This is a genomic window from Pseudomonas nitroreducens (assembly GCF_014204515.1).
Taxonomy (GTDB): domain Bacteria; phylum Pseudomonadota; class Gammaproteobacteria; order Pseudomonadales; family Pseudomonadaceae; genus Pseudomonas; species Pseudomonas nitritireducens_A.
Genome location: NZ_JACHLI010000006.1, coordinates 153,204 through 177,047, shown reverse-complemented (window position 1 = coordinate 177,047; position 23,844 = coordinate 153,204). Strand labels below are relative to the sequence as shown.

Sequence of the window (23,844 nt, the reverse complement as noted above, 5' to 3'; positions counted from 1 at the left end):
GGTGCTCACCGGTAAGTCTGAAGTGAGCCAAGGCCTGTTCGGCCGGGACAGTCAGCCCACCAGCGCCTCGCCGCCAACCCGCAGCACGCCGGTATCGATCGCCAGGTGCACCAGCTCGGCGTGGGACACCACCTGCAGCTTCTGCTTGAGCAGGGTGACGTGGTTCGACACCGTCTTCGCGCTGATGCACAGGTGCTCGGCCACCTGCCGTACCGGCAGGCCGCGGGCGAGCATCACGAATATTTCGAACTCGCGCTGGGTCATGCCCTGCAGGCGCGGGTCCTGGCCGTCGGCGCCCTGGGGCTGGCGCGCCAGCTCGGTGGCCAGGGGCTGCTCGATGTAGGCGTGGCCGGCGAGAATGCGCCGCACCGCCTCCACCAGCACCGCCGGTGACGCGCCCTTGGTGATATAGCCCGCCGCGCCGGCATCCAGCGCCTGGCGGACCAGCGGCAGTTCATCGTGCATGCTGAAGAACAGCACGCGCAGTTGCGGCAGGCGCTGGCGCAGCCGGCGGGTGACCTCCAGGCCGCTGATGCCCGGCAGGCCGATGTCGAGGATGACCAGGCTGGGCACGCTGCGCTGCACCGCCTCCAGCGCGGCTTCGCCATCGGCGGCCTCGCTCACTTCCACTTCCGGGATCAACCCGCGCAGCAGCGAGGCGATGCCGTCGCGCACCACGAAATGATCATCCACCAGCAATATCTTCATGCCCGCTCTCCATTCGAGATGCCTTCCAGCGTTGCTTCCGCCAGCGGCATCCACAGGCGCAGCGCCAAGCCGCCACCGGGGCGGCGACGCAGGTGCAGCTCGCCACCCAGGCAGCGTGCGCGCTCGCGCATGGAGCGCATGCCGATGCCCACACGAGGCAGCCCGTTGCAGCCACGGCCATCGTCACGCACCCACAGGTAAAGACGGCCACCGCGCCGACGCAACACCACGCGCACCTGGTGGGCACCGGCATGCCGGGCGACGTTGGTCAGCGCCTCCTGCAACAGGCGATACAGATGCGCCTTGGCGATCGACGGCAGCGCCGGCAGCCGGTCCAGGCGCAAGCGGCAGGCCACCCCCTGGCTGGCTTGCCACTGCTCGACATGCAGGCGCAGCGCCTCCTCCAGGCTGACCCGTTCCAGCACCACCGGATAGAGATCACGCACCAGCGCGCGGAAGCTTTCATTGAGCCCCTGGCAGTGCTGCTCCAGGCGGTCGAGGGTCGCGAAGGCGAGGCCATCCTGGCTCTCCAGGCTGCGCAGCAGGAACACCTGGGCGCGGATACCGGCCAGGTACTGGCCGATGTCGTCGTGCAGCGCCTGGGCCAGTTGCTGGCGTTCGCGCTCCTGCACGGCCAGCAGCGCGCGGGTCAGCTCGGCGTTTTCCACGCAGGCCCTCTCCAGCGTCGCCGCCATGCCGTTGAAACCACTGGCCAGGCGCTGCGCCTCGGGCAGCGAGTGATCCGCCAGGCGCACCTGGAACTCGCCACGGGAAACATCGCCCAGCGCATCCTGCAACTGCTGCAGCACGCGCAAACCGCCGCGCACCGCCCAGCGGATCGCCAAGAGGCTGGCCAGCAGGGAAACGCCGAACAGCACCAGCAACTGCACCAGCGAATCGCGTACCTCGTCGATCTCGTCGCGCGGATCGAGGCTCAGCTGCACGCGGCGGCCGTCGGCGAGGGTCAGCAGGGTCGGCGCCGGCAGGTCGGGATACAGGCGCGCAGCCAGCCAGTCGTCCAGCCCGGAAGGCGCCACCGGCGCAGTGGCGTCCAGCCAGCGTACGCGCACATGGCGCAGGCCGGCGGTGAGGTCGGGGTCGAGGCTGGCGGGGTCGCGCTGCGCCGCTTCGCGCAGGTAGTCGAGCACGCCACGGGCGGCCTCCATCTCGCGGCGTACATCATCGTTGCCCTGGTGCAGCAGCACCGCCAGGCACACCGCGGCGAGCAGGCCGAAGAACAGCGCGACCAGCAGGTTGATCCGCCACAGCGCGGACATCTAGGGGACGCTGCGGCAGGTCGTGAGGCAGCCGACCGGCGCCACGGGCGCGCGCAATTCGGCTGCCGGCAGGTAGCCGTTGCGGGTGTAGAGGAAGTCGAAGCCGAACAGGCTGAGCATCAGCAGGATCGGCAGGACGAGGGTGACGGCGATACGCATGGCGACGCTCCTCTTCTGGTTCTTGTAGCGCCATCCTAGGCCGCGGGCGCGGTGCGCGACCTACTACCTTGGTACTGCCCCAACCGCTACTTTCTGCATATTTGCCGCACCCCTGGCGCTTCCTATGCTGGCCGCACAAGAACCAGAAAAGGAATCGCCCCATGCGCCAGTTCGTCCTGCACGGCGTGGTCTATCTGCTGGCGGTTGCCTGCGCCGCCGCCTTCAGCCTCGACGCCCGTGCGGAGGATGCCGCCGCCCTGGACATCCGCATCGGCTACCTGGGCTACACGCCCGACCCCGGCCCACTGCTGTCCAACGTCATCCCCGAACCCACCGACGCCGGGCTGCGCGGCGCGGAGCTGGCGATCACCGACAGCAACAGCACCGGGCGCTTCCTCAAGCAGCGCTACAGCCTGGAGGCCGCCAGCTCCGACACTCCAGACAAGCTGCTGGCTGAAGCCAAACGCCTGCACGATGCCGGCCTGCGCCTGTTCGTGGTCAACGCCCCGGCGGACCAACTGCGCCAACTGGCCACTGCGCTGCCGGACAGCCTGCTGTTCAACACCGGCGCCGCCGATGACGAACTGCGCGCCAGCGACTGCGCAGTGAACGTGCTGCACACCCTGCCCAGCCGGCTGATGCTGACCGACGCGCTCACCCAGTTCCTGGTGCTGCGCAAGTGGACACGCTGGCTGCTGATCGTCGGCCAGCGCCCGGAAGACACCCTCTACGCCAACGCCCTGCGCCGCTCGGCCAAGCGTTTCGGGGCGAAGATCGTCGAGGAGAAACCTTTCACCTTCGACAACGACCAGCGCCGCAGCGCCCAGGCCGACATGGCGCTGTTCACCCAGTCCAGCGAGGACTACGACGCTGTGCTGGTGGCCGACGAGCACGGCGACTTCGGCGAATACGTGCCCTACAACACCTGGCTGCCGCGCCCGGTGGCTGGCACCCAGGGGTTGGTCGCCACGGGCTGGCACAAGACCGTGGAAACCTACGGCGCCGCGCAGCTGCAGAAGCGCTTCGAGGAGCACGCCGGGCGCTGGATGAACGACCGTGACTTCGCCGCCTGGATCGCCGTGCGCAGCATCGCCAGCGCCGTGACGCGGCTGCGTGATGCCGACCCGCAGGCGATCCGCAAGCTGTCGCTGTCCCCCGACCTGCCGCTGGACGGCTTCAAGGGCTACAAGCTCGGCTTCCGCCCCTGGGACGGCCAGCTGCGCCAGCCGATCCCGCTGGTGCAGCCGCGCGCGCTGGTCAGCACCTCGCCGCAGGAAGGCTTCCTGCACCCCGCCAGCGAACTCGACAGCCTCGGCCTCGACGCACCGGAAAGCCGGTGCCATCTCGCCGAAGCCACCCCATAAGAAGAACTCCCATGAGGACCCTGCCCATGCCCCGCCTGCTTGCCCTCTCCTGCCTGAGTCTCGCCCTCGGGCTGGTGCCGCCCGCCTTCGCCGCCACGGCCTACGTATCCAACGAGAAGGACAACAACCTCAGCGTCATCGACCTGGACACGATGACCGTCACCGGCACCATCGACACCGGCAAGCGCCCGCGCGGGCTGGCGCTGTCCCACGACAACAAGCTGCTGTATATCTGCGCGAGCGACTCGGACACCGTGCAGGTGCTCGACCTCGCCACGCGCAAGATCATCAGACAGCTGCCCTCGGGCGCCGATCCCGAGCAGTTCGCCCTGCACCCCAATGACCGCTGGCTGTACGTTTCCAACGAGGACGATGCGCTGGTCACCGTGGTCGACACCCAGACCGCCCAGGTACTCGGGCAGATCGACGTCGGCGTCGAACCCGAAGGCATGGCAGTGAGCCCGGACGGCAAGTGGGCGGTGAACACCAGCGAAACCACCAACATGTTGCACTGGATCGACACCTCGACGCAGAAGCTGGTGGACAGCACCCTGGTGGACCAGCGCCCGCGCCATGCCGAGTTCACCCACGACGGCTCGCAGGTCTGGGTCTCGGCGGAGATCGGCGGCACCGTCAGCGTGGTCGACACCGCCACCCGCAAGATCCTCAAGACCCTGCGCTTCGAGATCAAGGGCGTGCACCCGGACAAGGTGCAGCCGGTGGGCGTGCAGCTGACCCGCGACGGCCAGTACGCCTTCGTCGCCCTCGGCCCGGCCAACCACGTGGCGGTGGTGGATGCGAAGACCTTCGAGGTGCTCGACTACCTGCTGGTGGGCCGCCGCGTCTGGCACCTGGCCTTTACGCCGGACGAGAAGACCCTGCTGGCCACCAACGGTGTCAGCGGTGATGTGTCGGTGATCGACGTCGACTCGCGCAAGGTCACCAAATCGATCAAGGTCGGCCGCTATCCCTGGGGCGTGGTGGTGACGCCATGAGCGCACCTGCCATGAACGCCTCCGCCATGAACGCATCCCCCTTGAATGCGCTGGCGGTGCGCGACGTCGGTTTCTCCTATGGCCTGCGCCGCGCCCTCGACGGCCTGGCGTTCGAGCTGCCGGCCGGGCGCTTCACCGCCCTGCTCGGCCCCAACGGCGCCGGCAAGTCCACCCTCATCGCCCTGCTCACCCGCCTCTACGATCTGCAGCAGGGCGAGATCGAGGTGCTCGGTTGCAGCCTGCGTCGCCAGCCGCGCCTGGCCCTGCGGGAACTGGGCGTGGTGTTCCAGCAGAGCACCCTGGACCTGGACCTGAGCGTGGAGCAGAACCTGCGTTACCACGCCGCCCTGCACGGCCTGCCGCGCAGCGTGGCGAACGAGCGGATCGACGCCGAACTGGCCCGGCAGCAGTTGCAGGAGCGCCGCCGCGACAAGGTCCGCGCGCTCAATGGCGGGCATCGTCGGCGGGTGGAGATCGCCCGTGCGCTACTGCATCGCCCGCGCCTGCTGCTGCTCGACGAAGCCAGCGTCGGCCTCGACCCGGCAGCCCGCCAGGCGCTCAACAACCATGTCCGCCGGCTGTGCCGCGAAGACGGCCTGGCGGTGCTCTGGACCACTCACCTGCTGGATGAAGTACGCGACGACGATGCGCTGCTGGTGCTCGACCGTGGCCGCCTGGTCGCCCGTGGCGAGGCGCGGGACATCTGCGCACCTGACGCCGGCAATCTCGAACGCGCCTTCCAGCGCCTGACGCGCCTGGAGGCCTGCGCATGAGCGCCCTGGGAAACCCGCGCCTGGGCCCCGCCGCCTACTGGCAGTGCCTGTGCGGCATCGTCATGCGCGAGTGGCTGCGCTTCGTCCTGCAGCGCTCGCGCTTTCTCAGCGCGCTGGTGCGGCCGCTGCTCTGGCTGCTGGTGTTCGCCGCCGGTTTCCGCGCCGCGCTGGGCATCTCGATCATCCAGCCGTACGACACCTACGTCACCTACGAGACCTACATAGTGCCGGGGCTGTGCTGCATGATCCTGCTGTTCAACGGCATGCAGGGCTCGCTGTCGATGGTCTACGACCGCGAGATGGGCAGCATGCGTGTGCTGCTGACCAGCCCGCTGCCGCGCGCCTTCCTGCTCGCCAGCAAGCTGCTGGCCACCGCGCTGGTGTCGCTGCTGCAGGTCTATGCCTTCCTGCTGATCGCCTGGCTGTATGGCGTGCAGCCGCCGCCCCTGGGGCTGCTCGCCGCGCTGCCGGCCTTGCTGCTGGCGGCCCTGCTGCTGGGCGCGCTGGGGTTGCTGCTGTCCAACGGCATCCGCCAGCTGGAGAACTTCGCCGGGGTGATGAATTTCGTCATCTTCCCGCTGTTCTTCCTCTCCTCCGCGCTCTACCCGCTGTGGAAGATGCGCGAGGCCAGCCAGTGGCTGTACTGGCTGTGCGCGCTGAACCCGTTCAGCCACGCCGTGGAGCTGGTGCGCTTCGCGCTGTACGAGCGCTTCAACCTGCTCGCCACGGGCGTCTGCCTGGGGCTGACGCTGCTCTTCGCCGGTCTCGCCGTGCTCACTTTCAACCCGCAGCACGCCGCCCTGCGCAAGGGCTGAAACCTACTACTTTGGTAGCGGTTCGCCCCTCCGGACGTCGAATTTCCAAAGCCGCACAGCCGGCCTCTAATAGCCATTACAAGAAGAACTAAAAGAGATACCGCCATGCCTCGCCTTGCTCCTGCCCTGCCCGGCCATGTGAGCGGCTGCCTAGCCGCGTGCCTGCTCAGCCTTGCCCTCGCGCTGCCGACTGCGCAGGCCGAGGACGCGCCGCTGTTTTCCGCCGACGGCTACCGCCTGGCCCAGTACCGCAGCCCGACGCCACCTTCCGCCGAGCACGCCACCACCCTCGACACACCCGCGCTGCAGCAACTGCTCCAGCGCGAACCGCAGACGCGGCTGGTGGACGTCTACCGCCGCACCTTCCTCAACGGCCGGTTCGTCGCGGACGAACAGCACCGCAACCTGCCCGGCAGCCTGTGGCTGGCCAACGTCGGCACCGGCACCCTGGAGCCGCAGTGGCAGGCCTACCTCGAACAGAACCTGGCCCGCCTCACCGACGGCGATGCCAAGCGCCCGCTGGTGTTCTACTGCCGCTCCGACTGCTGGATGAGCTGGAACGCCATCCGCCGCGCACACGCGCTGGGCTACGCCAGCCTCTACTGGTACCGTGACGGTATCGACGCCTGGGAACAGGCCGGACTGCCCCTGCAGGACGCCCAGCCGCAGCCCCTGCAGTAACTTGCGATCACCGCCCATAACGACAACAACGAGGTGCAGGCCATGTACAAGATCCTGATCGCCGACGATCACCCGCTGTTCCGCGAGGCCATCCACAACGTCATCGCCGATGGCTTCCCCGGCAGTGAAGTGATGGAGACCGCCGACCTCGACAGCGCCCTGGGCCTGACCCAGGAGCACGACGACCTCGACCTCATCCTGCTCGACCTGAACATGCCCGGCATGCACGGCCTCAACGGCCTGATGAACCTGCGCAACGAGGCGCCGACCATCCCGGTGGTGATCGTCTCCGCCGAGCAGGACAAGCAGGTCGTGCTGCAAGCCATCACTTACGGTGCCGTGGGTTTCATCACCAAATCCTCGCCGCGCGTGCAGATGACCGAGGCCATCGAGCAGATCCTTAACGGCAACGTCTACCTGCCGTCGGACATCATCCGCACGCAGAAATCCTCGCCGCGCCGCAGCGGCCAGGAGGACCACAGCATCCCGCCGGAACTGCTGCAGGCGCTGACCCGCAAGCAGTTGCTGGTGCTGGAGCGGATGACCAAGGGCGAGTCCAACAAGCAGATCGCCTACCACCTGGAGATCGCCGAAACCACGGTGAAGGCCCACGTCTCGGCGATCCTGCGCAAGCTGAAGGTGCACAACCGCGTGCAGGCCATCCTCTGCGCAGGCGATATCGACTTTGCGGCCTACCTGCGCCGCTGACCCTTTTCGGCTACCGGGAACCACTCGATGCCTTCCAGCCGCACCCTGAGCCTCACCGGCCTGGCGATGGTCGCCTTCGCCGGCAACTCCATCCTCTGTCGCCTGGCCCTGAAGGCCACCAGCATCGACGCGGTGAGCTTCACCGGCATCCGCATCCTCTCCGGCGCGCTGATGCTCGCCCTGCTGCTGAAACTGCGCCGTCGCGTGGCCAGCGAAGGCGGCAACTGGCGCGCGGCGGCGGCACTGTTCGTCTACGCCGCGGCCTTCTCCTACGCCTACGTGCAACTGGACGCCGGCACCGGTGCACTGCTGCTGTTCGGCGCGGTACAGGTGACCATGATCCTGGTCGGCCTGCTGCGCGGCGAACGCCTGCACGGACAGGCGCTGGTCGGTTTGCTGCTGGCCCTGGGCGGGCTGCTCGCCCAGCTGCTGCCCGGTGCCAGCGCGCCACCGCTGGCCGGCGCGCTGCTGATGCTGCTGTCGGGCGTGGCCTGGGGGCTCTACTCGCTGCTGGGCCGCCGGGGCAGCGATCCGCTGGCGATCAGCAGCGGCAACTTCGTCCGCGCCATCGCCTTCGCCGCGCTGCTGGCAGCGTTCTTCCACGCCGATCTGCGGGTGGACACGCTGGGCATCGTCTATGCCGTGCTGTCCGGCGCGGTGGCCTCAGGCATCGGCTACGCCATCTGGTACAGCGCGCTGCCGGGCCTTTCGGCGATCCAGGGCGCCTCGGTGCAGTTGAGCGTGCCGATCCTCGCCGCCCTCTCCGGCGCCGCGCTGCTGGGCGAGGCGATCAGCCTGCGCCTGGCGCTGGTGTCCCTGGCGGTACTGGGCGGGATCGCCCTGATCCTGCTGGCCAAGGTCCGCGCACCGGCTGCCCAGCGCGCCTGAACCGCTGCCCCGGCAGGACTCGCCCTCGCGGTTCCGAGCGAGCCTGCGAACGAGCAGTCCTGCCCTCTGCAAGCCTGAGGAACGATGCCCTACAGCTCGGTCAGCGCGCGGGGTCGATACAACGGCTCGCAGGCCAGTATCCGGATGCCTTCCGGCGAGCTCTCCAGCAGGCGTCGCTCGCCCTCGGCCACCTGCAGCTGCAGGTCGAAGCCCTGCCCGCCCAAGGCTTCGGCGACCGCCCGTATGGCGTCGCGGGCCCAGGGCAGGTCGGAGTCGAAATGGCCGAGCAACTGGCCGTGACGCTGGAGGGTCAGACGGTATTTCTGCATGGGGAGCTCACCGGAATCAGGTAGGAAAGCGTAAAAGTATCGAATCGATACCTTGACAGAGACTACCGATCCGGCGGATTTTGTCCAGGTAGTTTTTGATCGATACCATGTTCACCGTTTTATCCGAGAACTTCGCCATGAGCCTTTCCGCCGTCCGCCTCGACTCCCTGCTTACCGGCCGCGCCGTGCCCTTCAGCCGTCCCGGCTCCCTCAGTGCCATCGCCAAGCAGCCGCGCCAGGCGGCACTGAAGGTCACCCGCCTGGGCCTGGAGAGCGACGAGCAGGGCGACCTGCGCGTCCACGGCGGCGTGGAAAAGGCCATCCACCACTACCCTCGCGAGCACTACGCCGAATGGGCCGCCGAACTCGGCGCGCACCCGCTGCTGGAGCGCCCCGGCGCCTTCGGCGAGAACTTCAGCACCTGCGGCTGGACCGAGGCCGACCTCTGCCTGGGCGATCGTATCCGCGCAGGCACGGCCCTGCTGGAGGTGTCCCAGGGGCGCATGCCCTGCTGGAAACTCAACGACCGTTTCGCGGTGGCGCAGATGGCCCTGCGGGTGCAGGAATCCGGGCGCACGGGCTGGTACTACCGGGTGCTGGAGGACGGCGTAGTGAGCGCCGGGGCGACCCTGGAAGTGCTGGAACGCCCCTTTGCCGACTGGTCGCTGCAACGGCTGTGCGGCGTGCTGTTCGACAAGCGCGTGGATAGCGACCTTCTGCGCGAGTGCCTGGAACTGCCGCTGCCACCGAACTGGCAGCGCACACTGGGTCGGCGGCTGGAGCAGGGTCAGGTCGAAGACTGGAGTCCACGCCTGCAAGGCCGATAAAAAGATGGCGATTAGATAGCCATCGCTATTTCCAAATCTATACAGCGAAACGCAAAGTCCTGCACATTCGCCGCAATATCCGGTCGTGTTTTGGAAATCCCCTTGATCTGCATCTAGGCTGGTCTCTTGCAGCACCTCCGGGTGCCAAGAAGAACAGAGACACCACAAGACACCGTGATTCGGCCCATGGCACGGCCCGCGAGTACAGGTAGTCCCCTCACCTGTCCGGGATGGCTACGGCTGGATGGAACGAACCGTTGCTGACGGTACCTTTCAAGGGACTGCGTGCAGAATGGCTACTTCAATTCCAGCCGGCGATCGCTATCGCGCGCTCGGTTTGTCGACCCTGGCCTTTACCCTGTGCTTCGCCGTATGGACGCTGTTTTCCATCCTCGGCCTGCAGATCAAGAACGAGTTCGGCCTCAGCGATACCCAGCTCGGCCTGCTGATGGCGACGCCGGTGCTCACCGGCTCGATCTCGCGCATCTTCCTCGGCCTGTGGACCGACCGCTACGGCGGCCGCTGGGTGTTCGGCCTGCTGATGCTTGTGTCGGCCGTCTGCGTCTACCTGCTGACCTTCGCCAACAGCTTCGAGATGCTGCTGGTGGCAGCGCTGGGCGTGGGCCTGGCCGGCGGCGGTTTCATCGTCGGCACCGCCTACACCGCCACCTGGTTCGAAGCCGGGCAACAGGGCACCGCGCTGGGCATCTTCGGCGCCGGTAACGTCGGTGCCGGCCTGACCAACCTGGCCGCCCCGCTGCTGATGCTCGCCCTGGGCTGGCGCGGCGCCGCGCTGGTCTACGCGGTGGTGCTGGGGGTCATGGGCATCCTGTTCATCCTGCTGGCCAAGACCGACCCGCAGGCCGCCACCCGCCAGGCCAAGGCGATCCCGCTCGCCGAGCAGCTGGCACCGCTGGCCGAGCTGCGCGTGTGGCGTTTCTCGCTGTACTACTTCTTCGTCTTCGGTGCTTTCGTTGCGCTGGCCCTGTGGCTGCCGCACTACCTGATGGAGGTGTACGGCCTGGGCCTGGCCGCCGCCGGTTTCGTCGCCGCGCTGTACACCGTGCCGGCCTCGCTGTTCCGCATCCTCGGCGGCTGGCTGTCGGACCGCTACGGCGCCCGCCGGGTGATGTACTGGACCCTGAGCCTGTCGGTGATCTGCACCTTCCTGCTCAGCTACCCACCCACTCGCTATGTGATCAGCGGCGTGCGCGGCGAGGTGGAATTCGCCATGCACCTGGGGCTGATCGGCTTCGCCGCGATCATCATCGTGCTGGGCTTCTTCATGTCCCTGGGCAAGGCGGCGGTGTTCAAGCACATCCCCACCTACTACCCGCAGCACGTCGGCGTGGTCGGCGGCCTGGTGGGCATGATGGGCGGCCTGGGCGGCTTCCTGCTGCCGCTGACCTTCGGCATGCTCAACGACGTGGTCGGCATCTGGCAGAGCTGCTTCATGCTGCTGTTCCTGATCGCTGCCGGCGCCCTGGCCTGGATGCACTATGCGATCCGCATGGCCGAACGCGTGGAGTGGTCCGAACGCAGTTCCTCCCGCGACCTGCCGGAACTCTCCACTCCCAGCAGCTTCGTGCTGCAGGACTGGCACCCGGAAGACCCGGCATTCTGGGAGGCCAAGGGCAAGCGCGTGGCCAAGCGCAACCTGTGGATCTCGATTCCCTGCCTGCTGCTGGCGTTCGCCATCTGGATGGTCTGGTCGGTGGTGGTGGCCAAGCTGCCATTGGCCGGCTTCAACTACAGCGCCAACCAGCTGTTCTGGCTCGCCGCCCTGCCCGGCCTGTCCGGCGCCACGCTGCGCATCTTCTACAGCTTCATGGTGCCGATCTTCGGCGGCCGGCGCTGGACGGCGCTGTCCACCGCCTCGCTGCTGGTACCGGCGCTGTGGATCGGCTTCGCCGTGCAGAACCCCAATACCTCGTACCTGGTGATGCTGATCCTCGCCCTGCTCTGCGGCCTGGGCGGCGGCAACTTCTCCTCGAGCATGGCGAACATCTCGTTCTTCTTCCCCAAACAGGAAAAAGGCTCGGCGATGGGTTTGAACGCCGGCCTGGGCAACCTGGGCGTGAGCGTCATGCAGTTCGCCGTACCGCTGTGCATCACCATGGCGGTGTTCGGCAGCCTGGGCGGCGAGCCGCAGATGACCGCCGCCGGCACCCCGCTGTGGCTGCAGAACGCCGGTTTCATCTGGGTGCCCTTCATCCTCCTCGCCACCGTGGCGGCCTGGTTCGGCATGAACGACATCGCCAGCGCCAAGTCGTCCTTCCATGACCAGATGGCGATCTTCAAGCGCAAGCACACCTGGCTGATGAGCGTGCTCTATACCGGCACCTTCGGCAGCTTCATCGGTTTCTCCGCCGGCTTCCCGCTGCTCGCCGGGCACCTGTTCCCCGGCGTCGACGTGCTCAAGTTCGCCTTCCTCGGCCCGCTGATCGGCGCGCTGGCCCGTGCCTTCACCGGTGGCCTGGCGGACCGCTTCGGCGGCGGGCGGATCAGCCTCTGGGTGTTCGTCGCCATGGCTGGCTGCGTGGGTGGCGTGCTGTTCTTCATCGCCGGCAAGGACCAGCCGGGCGCCTTCTGGGGCTTCCTGGCGATGTTCCTGCTGCTGTTCTTCTTCTCCGGGGTGGGCAACGCCAGCACCACGCAGATGATCCCGGCGATCTTCCGGATCATGACGCCGCGCCTGTTCCCCAGCCTGCCCGCCGAGCAGCAGGGCCTGCAGAGCGAGAAGGAGTCCGCCGCCGCGGTGGGCTTCATCTCGGCGGTGGCGGCCTACGGCGGCTTCTTCATCCCGAAATCGTTCGGCAGTTCGTTCGACCTCACCGGAGGCCCGGAATGGGCGCTCTACGGGTTCATCGTGTTCTATGGGCTGTGTATCGCGCTGACCTGGTTCTTCTACACCCGCAGCAATGCCGAAGTTCGCTGCTAACGAGCTGCGTTGCCGAGGAGCTGCGCGGATAAACGCGCGCCCTGCCAAGGAGGAGAAACATGAGCTTCTTCATCGACCGCCTGCGCTACCTGGTCAAGCGCCCGCCGCAGTTCGCCGACGGCCACGGCGAAACCCGCGATGAAAGCCGCGACTGGGAAGACGGCTACCGCCAGCGCTGGCAGTTCGACAAGATCGCCCGCTCCACCCACGGGGTGAACTGCACCGGTTCGTGCAGCTGGAAGATCTACGTGAAGAACGGCCTGGTGACCTGGGAAACCCAGCAGACCGACTACCCGCGCACCCGCCCCGACCTGCCCAACCACGAACCCCGTGGCTGCCCGCGCGGCGCCAGTTATTCCTGGTACCTGTATAGCGCCAACCGGCTGAAGTACCCGATGGTGCGCAAGGCGCTGGTGCAGCTCTGGCGCGAGGCACTGGCGACGCAGAAAGACCCGGTGCTGGCCTGGGCGAGCATCGTCGAGGACCCGCAGAAGGCGAAGCAGTACAAGTCCATCCGCGGCCGTGGCGGGTTCGTCCGGGCCGACTGGGACGAGATGCAGACCCTGGTCGCCGCCGCCAACGTCTACACCGTGAAGACCTATGGCCCGGACCGCGTCGCCGGCTTCTCGCCGATCCCGGCGATGTCCATGGTCTCCTACGCCTCGGGCACCCGTTACCTGTCGCTGATCGGCGGCGTATGCCTGTCGTTCTACGACTGGTATTGCGACCTGCCACCCGCCTCGCCCCAGGTATGGGGTGAGCAGACCGACGTGCCCGAGTCCGCCGACTGGTACAACTCCGGCTACATCATCGCCTGGGGTTCCAACGTCCCGCAGACCCGCACTCCCGACGCGCATTTCTTCACCGAGGTTCGCTACAAGGGCACCAAGACCATCGCCATCACCCCCGACTACGCGGAAATCTCCAAGCTCTGCGACGAGTGGATGAGCGCCAAGCAGGGCACCGACTCCGCACTGGCCATCGCCATGGGCCACGTGATCTTCAAGGAATTCCACCTGGAGCAGCCCAGCGCCTACTTCACCGACTACATCCGCCGCTACACCGACATGCCGATCCTGGTGGAGCTGGAGCAGCGCGAGGACGGTAGCCTGGTGCCGGGCAAGCAGCTGCGCGCCAGCGACTTCGACGGCAACCTGGAGCAGGCCAACAACCCCGAATGGAAGACCGTCGCCTGGGACGAAAGCGGCGAGCGCCTGGTGGTACCGCGCGGCTCTATCGGCTTCCGCTGGGGCGAGAGCGGCCACTGGAACCTGGAGCAGGTGGACGCCGACGGCCAGGACATCAGCCTGCGCCTGTCGCAGCTCGGCCATCACGATGAGGTGGCGCGGGTGGCCTTCCCCTATTTCGGCGGCATCGAGCGCAAGCACTTCCCCAACGTGCCGCTGCGCGACGTCATCTACCACCACGTGCCGGCCAAGCGCCTGAAGCTCGCCGATGGCCGCGATGTGCTGGCGGCCACGGTGTTCGACCTCACCGCCGCCAACTACGGCATCGACCGCGGCCTGAAAGCCACGGCCGGCGGTGCCGGCGAGGATGACGGCGCCAGCGACTACGGGCAGATGAAGCCCTATACCCCGGCCTGGCAGGAAGCGATCACCGGAGTGCCGGCGGCGCAGATGATCCGCATCGCCCGCGAGTTCGCCCACAACGCCGACAAGACCCACGGCCGCTCCATGATCATCGTCGGTGCCGGGATGAACCACTGGTACCACATGGACATGAACTACCGCGGGCTGATCAACATGCTCATCCTCTGCGGTTGCATCGGCAAGAGCGGTGGCGGCTGGTCGCACTATGTCGGCCAGGAAAAACTGCGCCCGCAGACCGGCTGGACGCCGCTGGCCTTCGCGCTGGACTGGCACCGCCCGCCGCGGCACATGAACGGCACATCGTTCTTCTACAACCACTCCAGCCAGTGGCGCTACGAGAAGCTGGAAGTGAAGGAGCTGCTCTCCCCGCTCGCCCGCCCGCAGGACTTCAGCGGCAGCCTGGTGGACTTCAACGTGCGCGCCGAGCGCATGGGCTGGCTGCCCTCCGCACCGCAGCTGGGGATCAACCCGCTGCGCCTGGCCGCCGCCGCCCAGGCCGCCGGCAAGAGCACGGTGGACTACACCGTCGAGCAGCTGAAAAGCGGCCAGCTGAAGTTCGCCAGCGAAGACCCGGACAACCCGCAGAACCACCCGCGCAACCTGTTCGTCTGGCGCTCCAACCTGCTCGGTTCCTCCGGCAAGGGCCACGAGTACATGCTCAAGTACCTGCTGGGCACCAAGCATGGCGTGCTCGGCAAGGACCTGGGCGAGGTGGGCAGGCAGCGGGCCGAGGAAGTGCTGTGGAAGGACGAGCCCATCGAAGGCAAGCTCGACTTGCTGACCACCCTGGACTTCCGCATGTCCACCACCTGCCTGTATTCGGACGTGGTGCTGCCTACCGCCACCTGGTACGAGAAGGACGACCTCAACACGTCCGACATGCACCCCTTCATCCACCCGCTCACCGCCGCCACCGACCCGGCCTGGGAAGCGCGCAGCGACTGGCAGATCTACGACGGCATCGCCAAGGCCTTCGCCCGTTTGTGCGTCGGCCACCTGGGCGAAGAGACCGACCTGGTCACCCTGCCCCTTCAGCACGACAGCCCTGGCGAACTGGCCCAGCCACAGGTGCTGGACTGGAAGAAAGGCGAGTGCGAGCCGATCCCCGGCAAGACCATGCCCTCGCTCATCGAGGTCAAGCGCAACTACCCGGAAACCTACGAGCGCTTCAGCTCCGTCGGCCCGCTGCTGGACACCATCGGCAACGGCGGCAAGGGCATCGCCTGGAACACTGAAACCGAGGTCGACCTGCTCGGCAAGCTCAACTACCGCAAGCTCGACGGCTCCGCCGAAGGCCGGCCGAAGATCGCCTCGGCCATCGACGCCGCCGAGATGATTCTCGCCCTGGCGCCGGAGACCAACGGCCAGGTGGCGGTGAAGGCCTGGGCGGCGCTGTCGAAGATCACCGGGCGTGACCACACGCACCTGGCCAAACCCAAGGAAGAGGAAAAGATCCGCTTCCGCGACCTCGTCGCGCAGCCGCGCAAGATCATCTCCAGCCCCACCTGGTCGGGCCTGGAAGACGAGCACGTGAGCTACAACGCCTGCTACACCAACGTGCATGAGCTGATCCCCTGGCGCACCGTCACCGGCCGCCAGCAGTTCTACCAGGACCACCCCTGGATGCGCGCCTTCGGCGAGAGCCTGATGGTCTATCGGCCGCCCATCGACACCAAGGCCGCCGCCAGCGTTGCCGCGCCGAAAAGCAACGGCAACCCGGAGATCGCCCTGAACTGGCTGACCCCGCACCAGAAGTGGGGCATCCACTCCACCTACAGCGACAACCTGCTGATGCAGACCCTGTCGCGCGGCGGGCCGATCGTCTGGATGTCCGAGGACGACGCCCGTGCCATCGGCGTCTGCGACAACGACTGGATCGAGCTGTACAACGCCAACGGCGCCATCGCCGCCCGCGCGGTGGTGAGCCAGCGGGTGCGCCCGGGCATGGCGATGATGTACCACGCCCAGGAACGCATCCTGAATATCCCGGGCTCGGAGATGACCGGCACCCGTGGCGGCATCCACAACTCGGTTACCCGGGTCTGCCCCAAGCCGACCCACATGATCGGTGGCTACGCGCAGCTCTCCTACGGCTTCAACTACTACGGCACCGTGGGTTCCAACCGCGACGAGTTCGTCATCGTGCGCAAGATGCGCAACGTCGACTGGCTGGACGGTGAAGGCAACGACTATCAGCAGGAGGCCGTGAAATGAAGATTCGCTCCCAGGTCGGCATGGTCCTCAACCTCGACAAGTGCATCGGCTGCCACACCTGCTCGGTCACCTGCAAGAACGTCTGGACCAGCCGCGAAGGCATCGAATATGCCTGGTACAACAACGTCGAGACCAAGCCCGGCATCGGCTACCCCAAGGAGTGGGAGAACCAGAAGAAGTGGAACGGCGGCTGGGTGCGCAACGCCGACGGTTCCATCAACCCGCGTATCGGCGGCAAGTGGCGGGTGCTGGCGAACATCTTCGCCAACCCCGACCTGCCGGAAATCGACGACTACTACGAGCCCTACACCTTCGACTACCAGCACCTGCACAGCGCCAAGCAGGGCGATCACCAACCGGTTGCCCGGCCCCGCTCGCTGATCTCCGGGCAGCGCATGGACAAGATCGAATGGGGCCCGAACTGGGAAGAACTGCTGGGCACCGAGTTCGCCAAGCGGCGCAAGGACATCAACTTCGACCAGGTCCAGGCGGACATCTACGGGCAGTTCGAAAACACCTTCATGATGTACCTGCCGCGCCTGTGCGAGCACTGCCTGAACCCGGCGTGCGTGGCTTCCTGCCCCAGCGGTGCGATCTACAAGCGCGAGGAGGACGGCATCGTCCTCATCGACCAGGACAAATGCCGCGGCTGGCGCATGTGCATCAGCGGCTGCCCGTACAAGAAGATCTACTACAACTGGAAGAGCGGTAAGTCGGAGAAGTGCATCTTCTGCTACCCACGCATCGAGACCGGCCAGCCCACCGTCTGCTCGGAAACCTGCGTGGGGCGCATCCGCTACCTCGGCGTGCTGCTCTACGACGCCGACCGCATCGAGGAAGTGGCCGCCTCCAAGGACGACCGCGACCTCTACCACCGCCAGTGCGAGATCTTCCTCGACCCGCATGATCCGCAGGTCATCGCCCAGGCACGCAAGGACGGCATCCCCGACAACGTGATCGCCGCCGCGCAAGCCTCGCCGGTGTACAAGCTGGCCATCGACTGGCAACTGGCCCTGCCGCTGCACCCGGAATACCGCACCCTGCCGATGGTCTGGTACGTGCCGCCGCTCTCCCCCATCCAATCCGCCGCCGAGGCCGGGCACGTGGAGTTCGACGGCGTGCTGCCCAAGGTCGAGTCGCTGCGCATCCCGGTGCGCTATCTCGCCAACATGCTCACCGCGGGCGAGGAAGCACCGGTAGTGCTGGCGCTCAAGCGCCTGATGGCGATGCGCGTGTACATGCGCGCCAAGCACGTCGACAAGGAGCTGAACACCGAGGTGCTGCAACAGGTCGGCCTGACCCAGAACCAGGTCGAGGAGATGTACCGCTATCTGGCCATCGCCAACTACGAGGACCGCTTCGTCATCCCCACCGGCCACCGCGAGCACATCCCCGAAGCCTATGCCGAACGCAGCGGCTGCGGCTTCACCTTCGGCGACGGCTGCAACGGCGGCGGCAACAGCCAGGTCAGCCTGTTCGGCGGGCGCAAGAACACCACCACGCTGGTCAAGCCGGTGGAGACCTTCGACCCGGTGGAGGACAGCCGCCATGGGTAACTACGAGCCGTATGAAGGCCCCATCGTCGGCCTGCTCAGCCTGCGGGTACTGGCGCGCTTGCTCGACTATCCCACCGCCGAGTTGCAGGCGGCCAGCACCGAAGCCGTGGAGATTCTCGACGCCGAGGACCGCCTGCCGCTGAAGCTACGCGTGGAGCTGGCGCAGTGGTGCGGCGAGCTGGCCGCCGGCGACTTGCTCGACCTGGAGGAGGCCTACGTCGAGCTGTTCGACCGTGGCCGCGCCACCTCGCTGCTGCTGTTCGAGCACGTGCATGGCGAATCCCGTGACCGCGGCCAGGCCATGGTCAACCTGCTGGCCGAGTACGAGGCTGCCGGCTTCCAGCTCGACGCCCGCGAGCTGCCGGACTACCTGCCGCTGTTCCTGGAATACCTGTCCACCCGCAGCCACGAGGAGATCGGCCAGTGGCTGGGCGACATCCAGCACATCCTCGCCCTGCTCACCGCGCGCCTTGAAGAGCGCAACACCCGCTATGCGCTGGTGCCCCGCGCCCTGCTCGCGCTGATCGGCGCCACCGAGGCCATCGACGAGCAACGCCCTGTCGTCGCCGAGGAGAAGCCCGACAACACGCCAGCGGCACTGGACGCGGTATGGGAAGAGGAAGCCGTGCGCTTCAACGCCGAAACCGACAAGGACTGCAGCCTGCAATCCGCCGAGGGGCGCCGCCTGGCCGAGCGCAAGTACGAGGCGCTGCCCCAGGTCGTGCAGATCCAGCCGTCGGCGCCGTCCCAGCCTGTGCCCGCGAAAGAATGAACGGAGGCCTGCCATCATGTTCGAGCAATACCTGCTCCAATTCATCTACGGCATCTACCCCTACCTCGCCGGCACGGTGTTCCTGATCGGCAGCCTGATGCGCTACGACTACGGCCAGTACACCTGGAAGACCGGCTCCAGCCAGATGCTCTCGTCGAAGAACATGCGCCTGGCGAGCAACCTGTTCCATATCGGCATCCTGGCCATCTTCGGCGGCCACCTGGTCGGCCTGCTGACGCCGCACTGGGTCTACGCGCCGTTCCTCTCGGCCGGACACAAGCAGCTGATGGCGATCATCTTCGGCGGCATCGCCGGGGTGCTCTGCGTGATCGGCGGCGCCATGCTGCTCTGGCGGCGCCTGACCAACCCGCGCGTGCGGGCTTCCTCCAGCGCGATGGACAACCTGATCATCGCCCTGCTCCTGCTGCAGGCGTGCCTGGGCCTGACCACCATCTTCGCCTCGCTGGACCACCTGGACGGCGGCATGATGCTGGCGCTGGCCAACTGGGCGCAGGCCATCGTGTTCTTCCGCGGTGGCGCCGCCGATTTCGTGATGGAGGCTCCGCTGATCTTCAAGCTGCACATCTTCATCGGCCTGACCATCATCCTGCTGTTCCCCTTCACCCGCCTGGTGCACGTGTGGAGCATCCCGCTGGGCTACTTCGGGCGCAGCTACCAGATCGTCCGCCGCCGCGGCTGAGGAACCAGACATGGACATGATCTCGGTCGAAAACCTGCCCAATGCTCCGGCAGCGGTAATCCGCGTTGGCGACACGCAGCTCACAGAGGCAGATATCGCCAAGGAGACGCCCTTTCATCCTTCGGCCAGCCTCGCCGAAGCCCAACTCAAGGCTGCTCGTGCGCTGGTAGTACGCGAGCTACTGGAGCAACGTGCAGCCATGCTGGGCCATGCCCTGGGCGACGAGGACGACAACGACCGGGCCGTGGCGGCATTGCTGGAACGCGAGCTGAACGTGCCGGAGCCGGACGAGGCGGCCTGCCGCCGCTACTTCGACACCCATCGCGAGCGCTTCTCCGAACCGACCCGCCTGCGCGTACGGCACATTCTGCTCCCCGCCGCTCCAGAAGATGCCCGCGCACGCGATGCGCACTACCGCCTCGGCGAGAAGCTGCTGCGGGAGCTGGGCGAACACCCGGAACGCTTCACTGATCTGGCCCAGCGGCATTCGGCGTGCCCGTCGAAGGATGAGGGCGGCGAACTGGGCTGGCTGACTTCAGGGCAGACTGTCGCCGAACTGGACCAGGCGCTGCAGCGGCTACCGGTGGGGCTGCACGAACGGCCGCTGGCGTCACGCTACGGCTGGCATGTGATCAGCATCGACGAACGCCAGGAGCGCAAGCCGCTGCCCTACGCCCAGGTTGCCGAGCGTGTGCACCACAGCCTGCGCGAGGAATCCACCCGCCACGCCCTACGGCAGTACCTGTTGGCCCTGGAAGCGGAGATCGGCGTCGAAGGCGTACGCCTGGATGACGATCCCATCGAAGGCTCCGGCAATCGGCGCAACGACATCGGCCTATAGCTCAGGACTGCGCCGTGCGCCCTTCCACCTCGACGGGCGCGCGGTGCAGGCCGATGGCCCAGAGCACACCGACCGTCAGCAGCAGGATGGCCAGCGCCTCCACTGGGCTCGGCAAGCGTTGCTGGTGAATGTACGCATAGGCACAGGCGAATAGCGTTTCGAAGACGATCAACTGGCCGCCCAGGCTCATCGGCAGGCGGCGGGTCGAGGCATTCCACAGGCCATTGGCGACCCAGGAACCGAAGATCGCCAGGAACAGCGACACCCAGAGGAACACCATCCAGCGCTCGGCGGAAATATCCGTGGGCACGGCCTGCGGTGCGACCAGCACCCCCACGCCCGCCAGCACGACAGCCATCACGCCGGTCACCACGCCAATCAGCGTCGACCATTCATGGCTGTTGAAGTGGCTGGCTTTCAGGTAGCGCGCGTTGGCCGCGGCGTACCAGGACCAGCAAGCCACTGCGCAGAAGCCGCAGACGATCCCGAGGATGCGCTCGCCGGGCGTACTGCCGGCAGCCATCAGGGCGGTTGGATCGAGGTTGATGCAGAGGATGCCCAGCGCCACCAGCGCCAGCGGCATCTTCATCCGCGACAACGGCAGCGAGTCGTGCTCACCCCGGCTGCGGTAACTGATCGCCAGCGGCATGATGCCGTTGATCAAGGATGCCGCCGCCACCCCGGCGAACTGCACTGCCGCCGAGAGCAGGGCGAAATACAGCAGGTTACCGGCCAGGGACAGGCGAATCAGCATCGACAGGTCCTCGCGGCTGACCCGGCGCAGCAGGCCAAGAGCCACCGGCAGGGCGATCAGCAGCGAAATGGCGCCATACAGGGCGAAACGCACAGAGCTGATCAACAGCGGGTTGAACTCCGGCACCAGCGACGGCGCCAGGATCACCCCGCCCCAGATCGCCCCTGCCATGCCTGCGTAGATCACCCCGCGTTTCATTTCCCACAACCCCTGAACATCAGTGAATACCCATGAAGAGCCGCCACGGTAGCGGTTGTGGTAGGTTCTGACCAAGGATAAATCCGCACCGAGACATTCCACGCAGGAATGTCTCCAGCCACTTCCGGAGAATCGTTATCAGCCGCTACCTGCGCACCCTGCCGCCCCTGGAAACCCTCATCACCTTCGAGGCCGTAGGCCGCTACGGCAGCTTCACCCAGGCCGCCACCGAGCTGTTCCTCACCCAGAGCGCGGTGAGCAAACAGATGCGCGCGCTGGAGGAGAGCCTCAAGGTGCCGCTGTTCGAGCGCAAACCGCGCGGCGTCACTCTTACCGCTGCCGGCGCAGAGCTGCTGACCACCGTGGACATGCTGCTCGATCGCCTGCAGCACAGCGTGCGGCGCATCCGCAACGTGCACCAGAGCAACGCCGTGTCGGTGCTGGCGACCCACGCCCTGGCACAGTTCTGGCTGTTCCCCCGGCTGATCGAATTCAACAAGGCGCACCCCGGCATCGCCGTGCATGTACACGCGATCAACGAGATCGACGAAGCCAGCCTGGTGGATTTCGACCTGGGCATCCTCTACGGCGCCGGCGACTGGACCACGCTGAACAGCCGCTTCGTGCTGCCCGAGGTGGTCTACCCGGTGGCCCGGCCGGACTTCGACGCCTCGCGCATCACCACCCTCGACCAGCTTGCCGCCGCGCCGCTGGTGCAACTGGATACCTCGGCCTGGAGCTGCCTGGACTGGCACGACTGGTTCGGCCACTTCGGCAAGGACTACCAGCCGGCGGAAAGCGACCCGGTGTTCAACCAGCTCACCCTCGCCTATCGCGCCGTGCAGCAGGGCATGGGCATCGGCCTGGCCTGGGGCTTCATGGCCGACGAAGCGGTGGCCAACGGCGAGATGCAGCGGGTGACCGAGCTGGCCATGGTCACCGAGCGCGGCGAATACCTGGTGTCCCTGCGCCACCGCCAGCTGTCACCAGCGGCGCAGCTGTTCCATGACTGGCTGCTGCAGTCACTGGGGCTGGACGAAACGCCCGCGTAGCTGCTCGATCACCTGTTCGATAGACGGCCCCTGCACGGCCGGCGGCAGCGGCGCCTCGCCGAATTCGCGCCAGACGAACAGGGTCAGCTCGGCGCCGTCGGTCTGGGTGGCGGCATCGTCGATATGGGCAAACTGAGTGAGCGAGCGATAGCGCTGATCGGCCCAGAACGCTTCCTCGACCCAGGCGTAAACCGGGATGAAATGGAAATGGATGGGCAAGCCCGGCGAGTGCCCGAAGCGGCCGATGTACAGCCACTTGGGCTGCAGGGTGTCTTCGAGGATGCGCTGGACCTTCGCCATCAGCCCGCCCATTTCCGCCAGCGCGGCTTCCGGCAGGTCCGCCAGGGATTGCACCGCTTGCTTCGAGCCGAGCATCAGGTAGCCCGGCAAGGCGGACGCCAGATGGTGGTTGAGCAGCCAGTGCTCGGTCTGGTGGATGAGGTGAGTGGCAGGAATCTGCATCGACTGGCGTCCAGCGCAAACGGGACGCCAGCCTAGCAGACGGCGGCTCTTGCCAGGGGCTTCAGGCGAGCGCGACCCAGCCGCGGAAGGCGAAGCCGACGTAGAAGGCCTCGATACGGCTGAAGCCGGCTTCCCAGAGCAGCGCCTCGTCCTGTTCGGGGGTGAGGATGTTCAGGTGCGCATCCACGGCATTGCGCGCCTGCTGTGCATTGGCTGGCTCCATCCCGGCACTGACGGCGAACTCCGCGTAGCGCGACAGCCAGCGCGTCCTTTCACCGGCACCCTGCGGCACACAGAGGTGCGCCATGACGAAAGCCGCGCCGGGCTTGAGCCGCGCGTGAATCTCGCGCAGCACGCGCAGGCGTTCCGCCTCGGGCAGAAAGTGCAGGGTCAGCAGGCAGGCACCGCCGTCGAACAAGCCTGCCGGCGCGTCTTCGATATAGCCCTGCAGCAGCTCAACGCGCCGGGCGTTCGGCCCGAGCATCTGCGCCGCCACCGCGAGCATTTCGGCAGACGGATCGACACCGGTGAAGCGCCAGTGCGGCTGGGCGTCTGCGAAGGCCTTGAGCTCCATACCACCGCCCGCACCGAGCACCAGCAGGTGGCCGTCCGCCGGCGCCTGCTCGGCCAGCAGGATGGCGGCCATGCGGTGCAGGTCGAACAGGCCGGGGACGAAACGCGGCGGGTTTTCCGCGTAGCGCGCGGCGGCGTCGGGATCGTGGAACGGGGCCATCAGTTCGGAGTGGTTCATGCACATTCCCTTGCGTTTCACTCGCTGGCGAACAGCTTCTTCAGTTCCCGCTCGCTGACGGCCTTGGCCATGGCGGTGAGGAACACCTTGAACAGCAGGCCGCAGAACAGCGCAGTCAGCGCGATGGTGAAGAAGGTCGCCACCAGCCAGTCGACCGGCGCCCAGCCGCTGGCGATCACCACCGGACGGTAGACCAGGGTGCCGGCAATCACCACCCAGTGGCTGAAGCAGTAGAAGCACTGGAACAGATGGCCGACCTGCGGATGGACCTTCCAGGCCAGGGCGCGCAAAGGGGCGAACAGTTCGGTCTGGGTGACGGTCATGGACAGCGCGGACGCGGCGATGGCCAGCGCAAGGCAGGTCCACAGCGCGCCGGCAAGAGGCGTGTTCAACAGATCGATCATCGGAGGGTTCCTGGTGGGCGTTGAAAGGTGGCTTCGAATCTTTCGTTACTTTTAAAGTAACTTGA

General features: G+C 66.8%; 23 protein-coding genes. 15 read left to right on the top strand and 8 right to left on the bottom strand.

Annotation, left to right across the window (positions count from 1 at the left end; translation table 11 throughout):
- Positions 1 to 51: 51 nt before the first annotated feature.
- Genes HNP46_RS10430 through HNP46_RS10420 form a run of 3 tightly spaced genes read right to left on the bottom strand, consistent with a single transcriptional unit; the run spans position 52 to position 2,144 of the window.
- Positions 52 to 708 (bottom strand): response regulator, encoded by a 657-nt coding sequence (locus HNP46_RS10430; protein WP_184588499.1) that lies wholly within the window; start codon positions 706 to 708, stop codon positions 52 to 54.
- Positions 705 to 1,985 carry a HAMP domain-containing sensor histidine kinase gene (locus tag HNP46_RS10425; protein ID WP_184588497.1) on the bottom strand — a complete coding sequence of 427 codons (1,281 nt, stop codon included), beginning with the start codon at positions 1,983 to 1,985 and terminating at the stop codon, positions 705 to 707. Before HNP46_RS10425 ends, HNP46_RS10430 begins: the two co-directional genes overlap by 4 nt.
- Entirely contained in the window at positions 1,986 to 2,144 is a 159-nt protein-coding gene (locus HNP46_RS10420; protein WP_184588495.1) for a hypothetical protein, read from the bottom strand.
- Between the two features lie 161 nt (positions 2,145 to 2,305).
- Between HNP46_RS10420 and HNP46_RS10415 the strand changes: the two genes are divergently transcribed.
- From HNP46_RS10415 to HNP46_RS10385, 7 genes are all read left to right on the top strand, one after another.
- Complete coding sequence (locus HNP46_RS10415) at positions 2,306 to 3,508, top strand: ABC transporter substrate-binding protein (protein ID WP_184588492.1); 1,203 nt, start codon at positions 2,306 to 2,308, stop codon at positions 3,506 to 3,508.
- A gap of 11 nt (positions 3,509 to 3,519) precedes the next feature.
- Positions 3,520 to 4,503 (top strand): YVTN family beta-propeller repeat protein, encoded by a 984-nt coding sequence (locus HNP46_RS10410; RefSeq protein ID WP_409372428.1) that lies wholly within the window; start codon positions 3,520 to 3,522, stop codon positions 4,501 to 4,503.
- Positions 4,504 to 4,544: 41 nt separating this feature from the next.
- Complete coding sequence (locus HNP46_RS10405; protein WP_184588739.1) at positions 4,545 to 5,276, top strand: ABC transporter ATP-binding protein; 732 nt, start codon at positions 4,545 to 4,547, stop codon at positions 5,274 to 5,276.
- A complete protein-coding gene (locus tag HNP46_RS10400) occupies positions 5,273 to 6,091 on the top strand; it encodes an ABC transporter permease (protein ID WP_184588488.1) in 819 nt (272 codons plus the stop codon). The genes HNP46_RS10405 and HNP46_RS10400 overlap by 4 nt, the downstream gene beginning before the upstream one ends.
- A 105-nt stretch (positions 6,092 to 6,196) precedes the next feature.
- Positions 6,197 to 6,772: a PQQ-dependent catabolism-associated CXXCW motif protein gene (locus HNP46_RS10395; RefSeq protein WP_184588485.1), complete on the top strand. Its 576-nt coding sequence runs from the start codon at positions 6,197 to 6,199 to the stop codon at positions 6,770 to 6,772.
- Between the two features lie 42 nt (positions 6,773 to 6,814).
- Positions 6,815 to 7,480 (top strand): response regulator AgmR, encoded by a 666-nt coding sequence (gene agmR, locus HNP46_RS10390; RefSeq protein WP_184588483.1) that lies wholly within the window; start codon positions 6,815 to 6,817, stop codon positions 7,478 to 7,480.
- Positions 7,481 to 7,507: 27 nt separating this feature from the next.
- Complete coding sequence (locus HNP46_RS10385; RefSeq protein WP_184588481.1) at positions 7,508 to 8,368, top strand: EamA family transporter; 861 nt, start codon at positions 7,508 to 7,510, stop codon at positions 8,366 to 8,368.
- 89 nt (positions 8,369 to 8,457) lie between these two features.
- Here HNP46_RS10385 and HNP46_RS10380 read toward each other — a convergent pair whose 3' ends face one another.
- Positions 8,458 to 8,697 (bottom strand): cytoplasmic protein, encoded by a 240-nt coding sequence (locus HNP46_RS10380; protein WP_184588479.1) that lies wholly within the window; start codon positions 8,695 to 8,697, stop codon positions 8,458 to 8,460.
- Positions 8,698 to 8,834: 137 nt separating this feature from the next.
- Between HNP46_RS10380 and HNP46_RS10375 the strand changes: the two genes are divergently transcribed.
- The 7 genes from HNP46_RS10375 (at position 8,835) to HNP46_RS10345 (ending at position 20,158) form a co-directional block, all read left to right on the top strand.
- Positions 8,835 to 9,524: an MOSC domain-containing protein gene (locus HNP46_RS10375; protein WP_184588477.1), complete on the top strand. Its 690-nt coding sequence runs from the start codon at positions 8,835 to 8,837 to the stop codon at positions 9,522 to 9,524.
- 244 nt (positions 9,525 to 9,768) lie between these two features.
- Complete coding sequence (locus HNP46_RS10370; RefSeq protein ID WP_311771802.1) at positions 9,769 to 12,465, top strand: nitrate/nitrite transporter; 2,697 nt, start codon at positions 9,769 to 9,771, stop codon at positions 12,463 to 12,465.
- Between the two features lie 59 nt (positions 12,466 to 12,524).
- The gene (locus HNP46_RS10365; RefSeq protein ID WP_184588472.1) at positions 12,525 to 16,289 is read left to right on the top strand and encodes a nitrate reductase subunit alpha; all 3,765 of its coding nucleotides are present in this window, start codon (positions 12,525 to 12,527) and stop codon (positions 16,287 to 16,289) included.
- Positions 16,286 to 17,845, top strand: a complete 1,560-nt coding sequence (narH, locus tag HNP46_RS10360; RefSeq protein ID WP_184588470.1) for a nitrate reductase subunit beta — start codon at positions 16,286 to 16,288, stop codon at positions 17,843 to 17,845. Before HNP46_RS10365 ends, narH begins: the two co-directional genes overlap by 4 nt.
- Complete coding sequence (gene narJ, locus HNP46_RS10355; protein ID WP_184588468.1) at positions 17,838 to 18,617, top strand: nitrate reductase molybdenum cofactor assembly chaperone; 780 nt, start codon at positions 17,838 to 17,840, stop codon at positions 18,615 to 18,617. The genes narH and narJ overlap by 8 nt, the downstream gene beginning before the upstream one ends.
- Before the next feature lie 16 nt (positions 18,618 to 18,633).
- A complete protein-coding gene (narI, locus tag HNP46_RS10350; RefSeq protein ID WP_184588466.1) occupies positions 18,634 to 19,317 on the top strand; it encodes a respiratory nitrate reductase subunit gamma in 684 nt (227 codons plus the stop codon).
- A gap of 10 nt (positions 19,318 to 19,327) precedes the next feature.
- On the top strand, positions 19,328 to 20,158 hold the full coding sequence (locus HNP46_RS10345) for a peptidylprolyl isomerase (protein WP_184588464.1): 831 nt from the start codon (positions 19,328 to 19,330) through the stop codon (positions 20,156 to 20,158).
- 1 nt (position 20,159) lies between these two features.
- Here the strand turns inward: HNP46_RS10345 and HNP46_RS10340 are convergent, their stop codons facing one another.
- Entirely contained in the window at positions 20,160 to 21,110 is a 951-nt protein-coding gene (locus tag HNP46_RS10340) for a DMT family transporter (protein WP_184588737.1), read from the bottom strand.
- A 137-nt stretch (positions 21,111 to 21,247) separates the two neighbouring features.
- On the opposite strand from HNP46_RS10340, the gene HNP46_RS10335 reads away from it, so the two are divergent.
- Positions 21,248 to 22,162, top strand: a complete 915-nt coding sequence (locus tag HNP46_RS10335; protein WP_184588735.1) for a LysR substrate-binding domain-containing protein — start codon at positions 21,248 to 21,250, stop codon at positions 22,160 to 22,162.
- Here HNP46_RS10335 and HNP46_RS10330 read toward each other — a convergent pair.
- The 3 genes from HNP46_RS10330 to HNP46_RS10320 form a co-directional block, all read right to left on the bottom strand.
- The gene (locus tag HNP46_RS10330; RefSeq protein WP_184588462.1) at positions 22,133 to 22,624 is read right to left on the bottom strand and encodes an HIT family protein; all 492 of its coding nucleotides are present in this window, start codon (positions 22,622 to 22,624) and stop codon (positions 22,133 to 22,135) included. The two genes, HNP46_RS10335 and HNP46_RS10330, sit on opposite strands and share 30 nt — an antisense overlap.
- A 61-nt stretch (positions 22,625 to 22,685) precedes the next feature.
- Positions 22,686 to 23,375 carry a class I SAM-dependent methyltransferase gene (locus HNP46_RS10325; protein ID WP_260403127.1) on the bottom strand — a complete coding sequence of 230 codons (690 nt, stop codon included), beginning with the start codon at positions 23,373 to 23,375 and terminating at the stop codon, positions 22,686 to 22,688.
- A gap of 17 nt (positions 23,376 to 23,392) precedes the next feature.
- Positions 23,393 to 23,779, bottom strand: coding sequence for a DUF1360 domain-containing protein (locus tag HNP46_RS10320; protein WP_184588460.1), 387 nt, complete (start codon positions 23,777 to 23,779; stop codon positions 23,393 to 23,395).
- Positions 23,780 to 23,844 lie beyond the last annotated feature (65 nt).

Bases quoted from the DNA above. Each gene is read 5' to 3' on its own strand.
- HNP46_RS10430 (WP_184588499.1), bottom strand. From the start codon at position 708: ATGAAGATATTGCTGGTGGATGATCATTTCGTGGTGCGCGACGGCATC.
- HNP46_RS10425 (WP_184588497.1), bottom strand. From the start codon at position 1,985: ATGTCCGCGCTGTGGCGGATCAACCTGCTGGTCGCGCTGTTCTTCGGC.
- HNP46_RS10420 (WP_184588495.1), bottom strand. From the start codon at position 2,144: ATGCGTATCGCCGTCACCCTCGTCCTGCCGATCCTGCTGATGCTCAGC.
- HNP46_RS10415 (WP_184588492.1), top strand. From the start codon at position 2,306: ATGCGCCAGTTCGTCCTGCACGGCGTGGTCTATCTGCTGGCGGTTGCC.
- HNP46_RS10410 (WP_409372428.1), top strand. From the start codon at position 3,520: ATGAGGACCCTGCCCATGCCCCGCCTGCTTGCCCTCTCCTGCCTGAGT.
- HNP46_RS10400 (WP_184588488.1), top strand. From the start codon at position 5,273: ATGAGCGCCCTGGGAAACCCGCGCCTGGGCCCCGCCGCCTACTGGCAG.
- HNP46_RS10395 (WP_184588485.1), top strand. From the start codon at position 6,197: ATGCCTCGCCTTGCTCCTGCCCTGCCCGGCCATGTGAGCGGCTGCCTA.
- agmR (WP_184588483.1), top strand. From the start codon at position 6,815: ATGTACAAGATCCTGATCGCCGACGATCACCCGCTGTTCCGCGAGGCC.
- HNP46_RS10385 (WP_184588481.1), top strand. From the start codon at position 7,508: ATGCCTTCCAGCCGCACCCTGAGCCTCACCGGCCTGGCGATGGTCGCC.
- HNP46_RS10380 (WP_184588479.1), bottom strand. From the start codon at position 8,697: ATGCAGAAATACCGTCTGACCCTCCAGCGTCACGGCCAGTTGCTCGGC.
- HNP46_RS10375 (WP_184588477.1), top strand. From the start codon at position 8,835: ATGAGCCTTTCCGCCGTCCGCCTCGACTCCCTGCTTACCGGCCGCGCC.
- HNP46_RS10370 (WP_311771802.1), top strand. From the start codon at position 9,769: ATGGAACGAACCGTTGCTGACGGTACCTTTCAAGGGACTGCGTGCAGA.
- HNP46_RS10365 (WP_184588472.1), top strand. From the start codon at position 12,525: ATGAGCTTCTTCATCGACCGCCTGCGCTACCTGGTCAAGCGCCCGCCG.
- narH (WP_184588470.1), top strand. From the start codon at position 16,286: ATGAAGATTCGCTCCCAGGTCGGCATGGTCCTCAACCTCGACAAGTGC.
- narJ (WP_184588468.1), top strand. From the start codon at position 17,838: ATGGGTAACTACGAGCCGTATGAAGGCCCCATCGTCGGCCTGCTCAGC.
- narI (WP_184588466.1), top strand. From the start codon at position 18,634: ATGTTCGAGCAATACCTGCTCCAATTCATCTACGGCATCTACCCCTAC.
- HNP46_RS10345 (WP_184588464.1), top strand. From the start codon at position 19,328: ATGGACATGATCTCGGTCGAAAACCTGCCCAATGCTCCGGCAGCGGTA.
- HNP46_RS10340 (WP_184588737.1), bottom strand. From the start codon at position 21,110: ATGAAACGCGGGGTGATCTACGCAGGCATGGCAGGGGCGATCTGGGGC.
- HNP46_RS10330 (WP_184588462.1), bottom strand. From the start codon at position 22,624: ATGCAGATTCCTGCCACTCACCTCATCCACCAGACCGAGCACTGGCTG.
- HNP46_RS10325 (WP_260403127.1), bottom strand. From the start codon at position 23,375: ATGAACCACTCCGAACTGATGGCCCCGTTCCACGATCCCGACGCCGCC.
- HNP46_RS10320 (WP_184588460.1), bottom strand. From the start codon at position 23,779: ATGATCGATCTGTTGAACACGCCTCTTGCCGGCGCGCTGTGGACCTGC.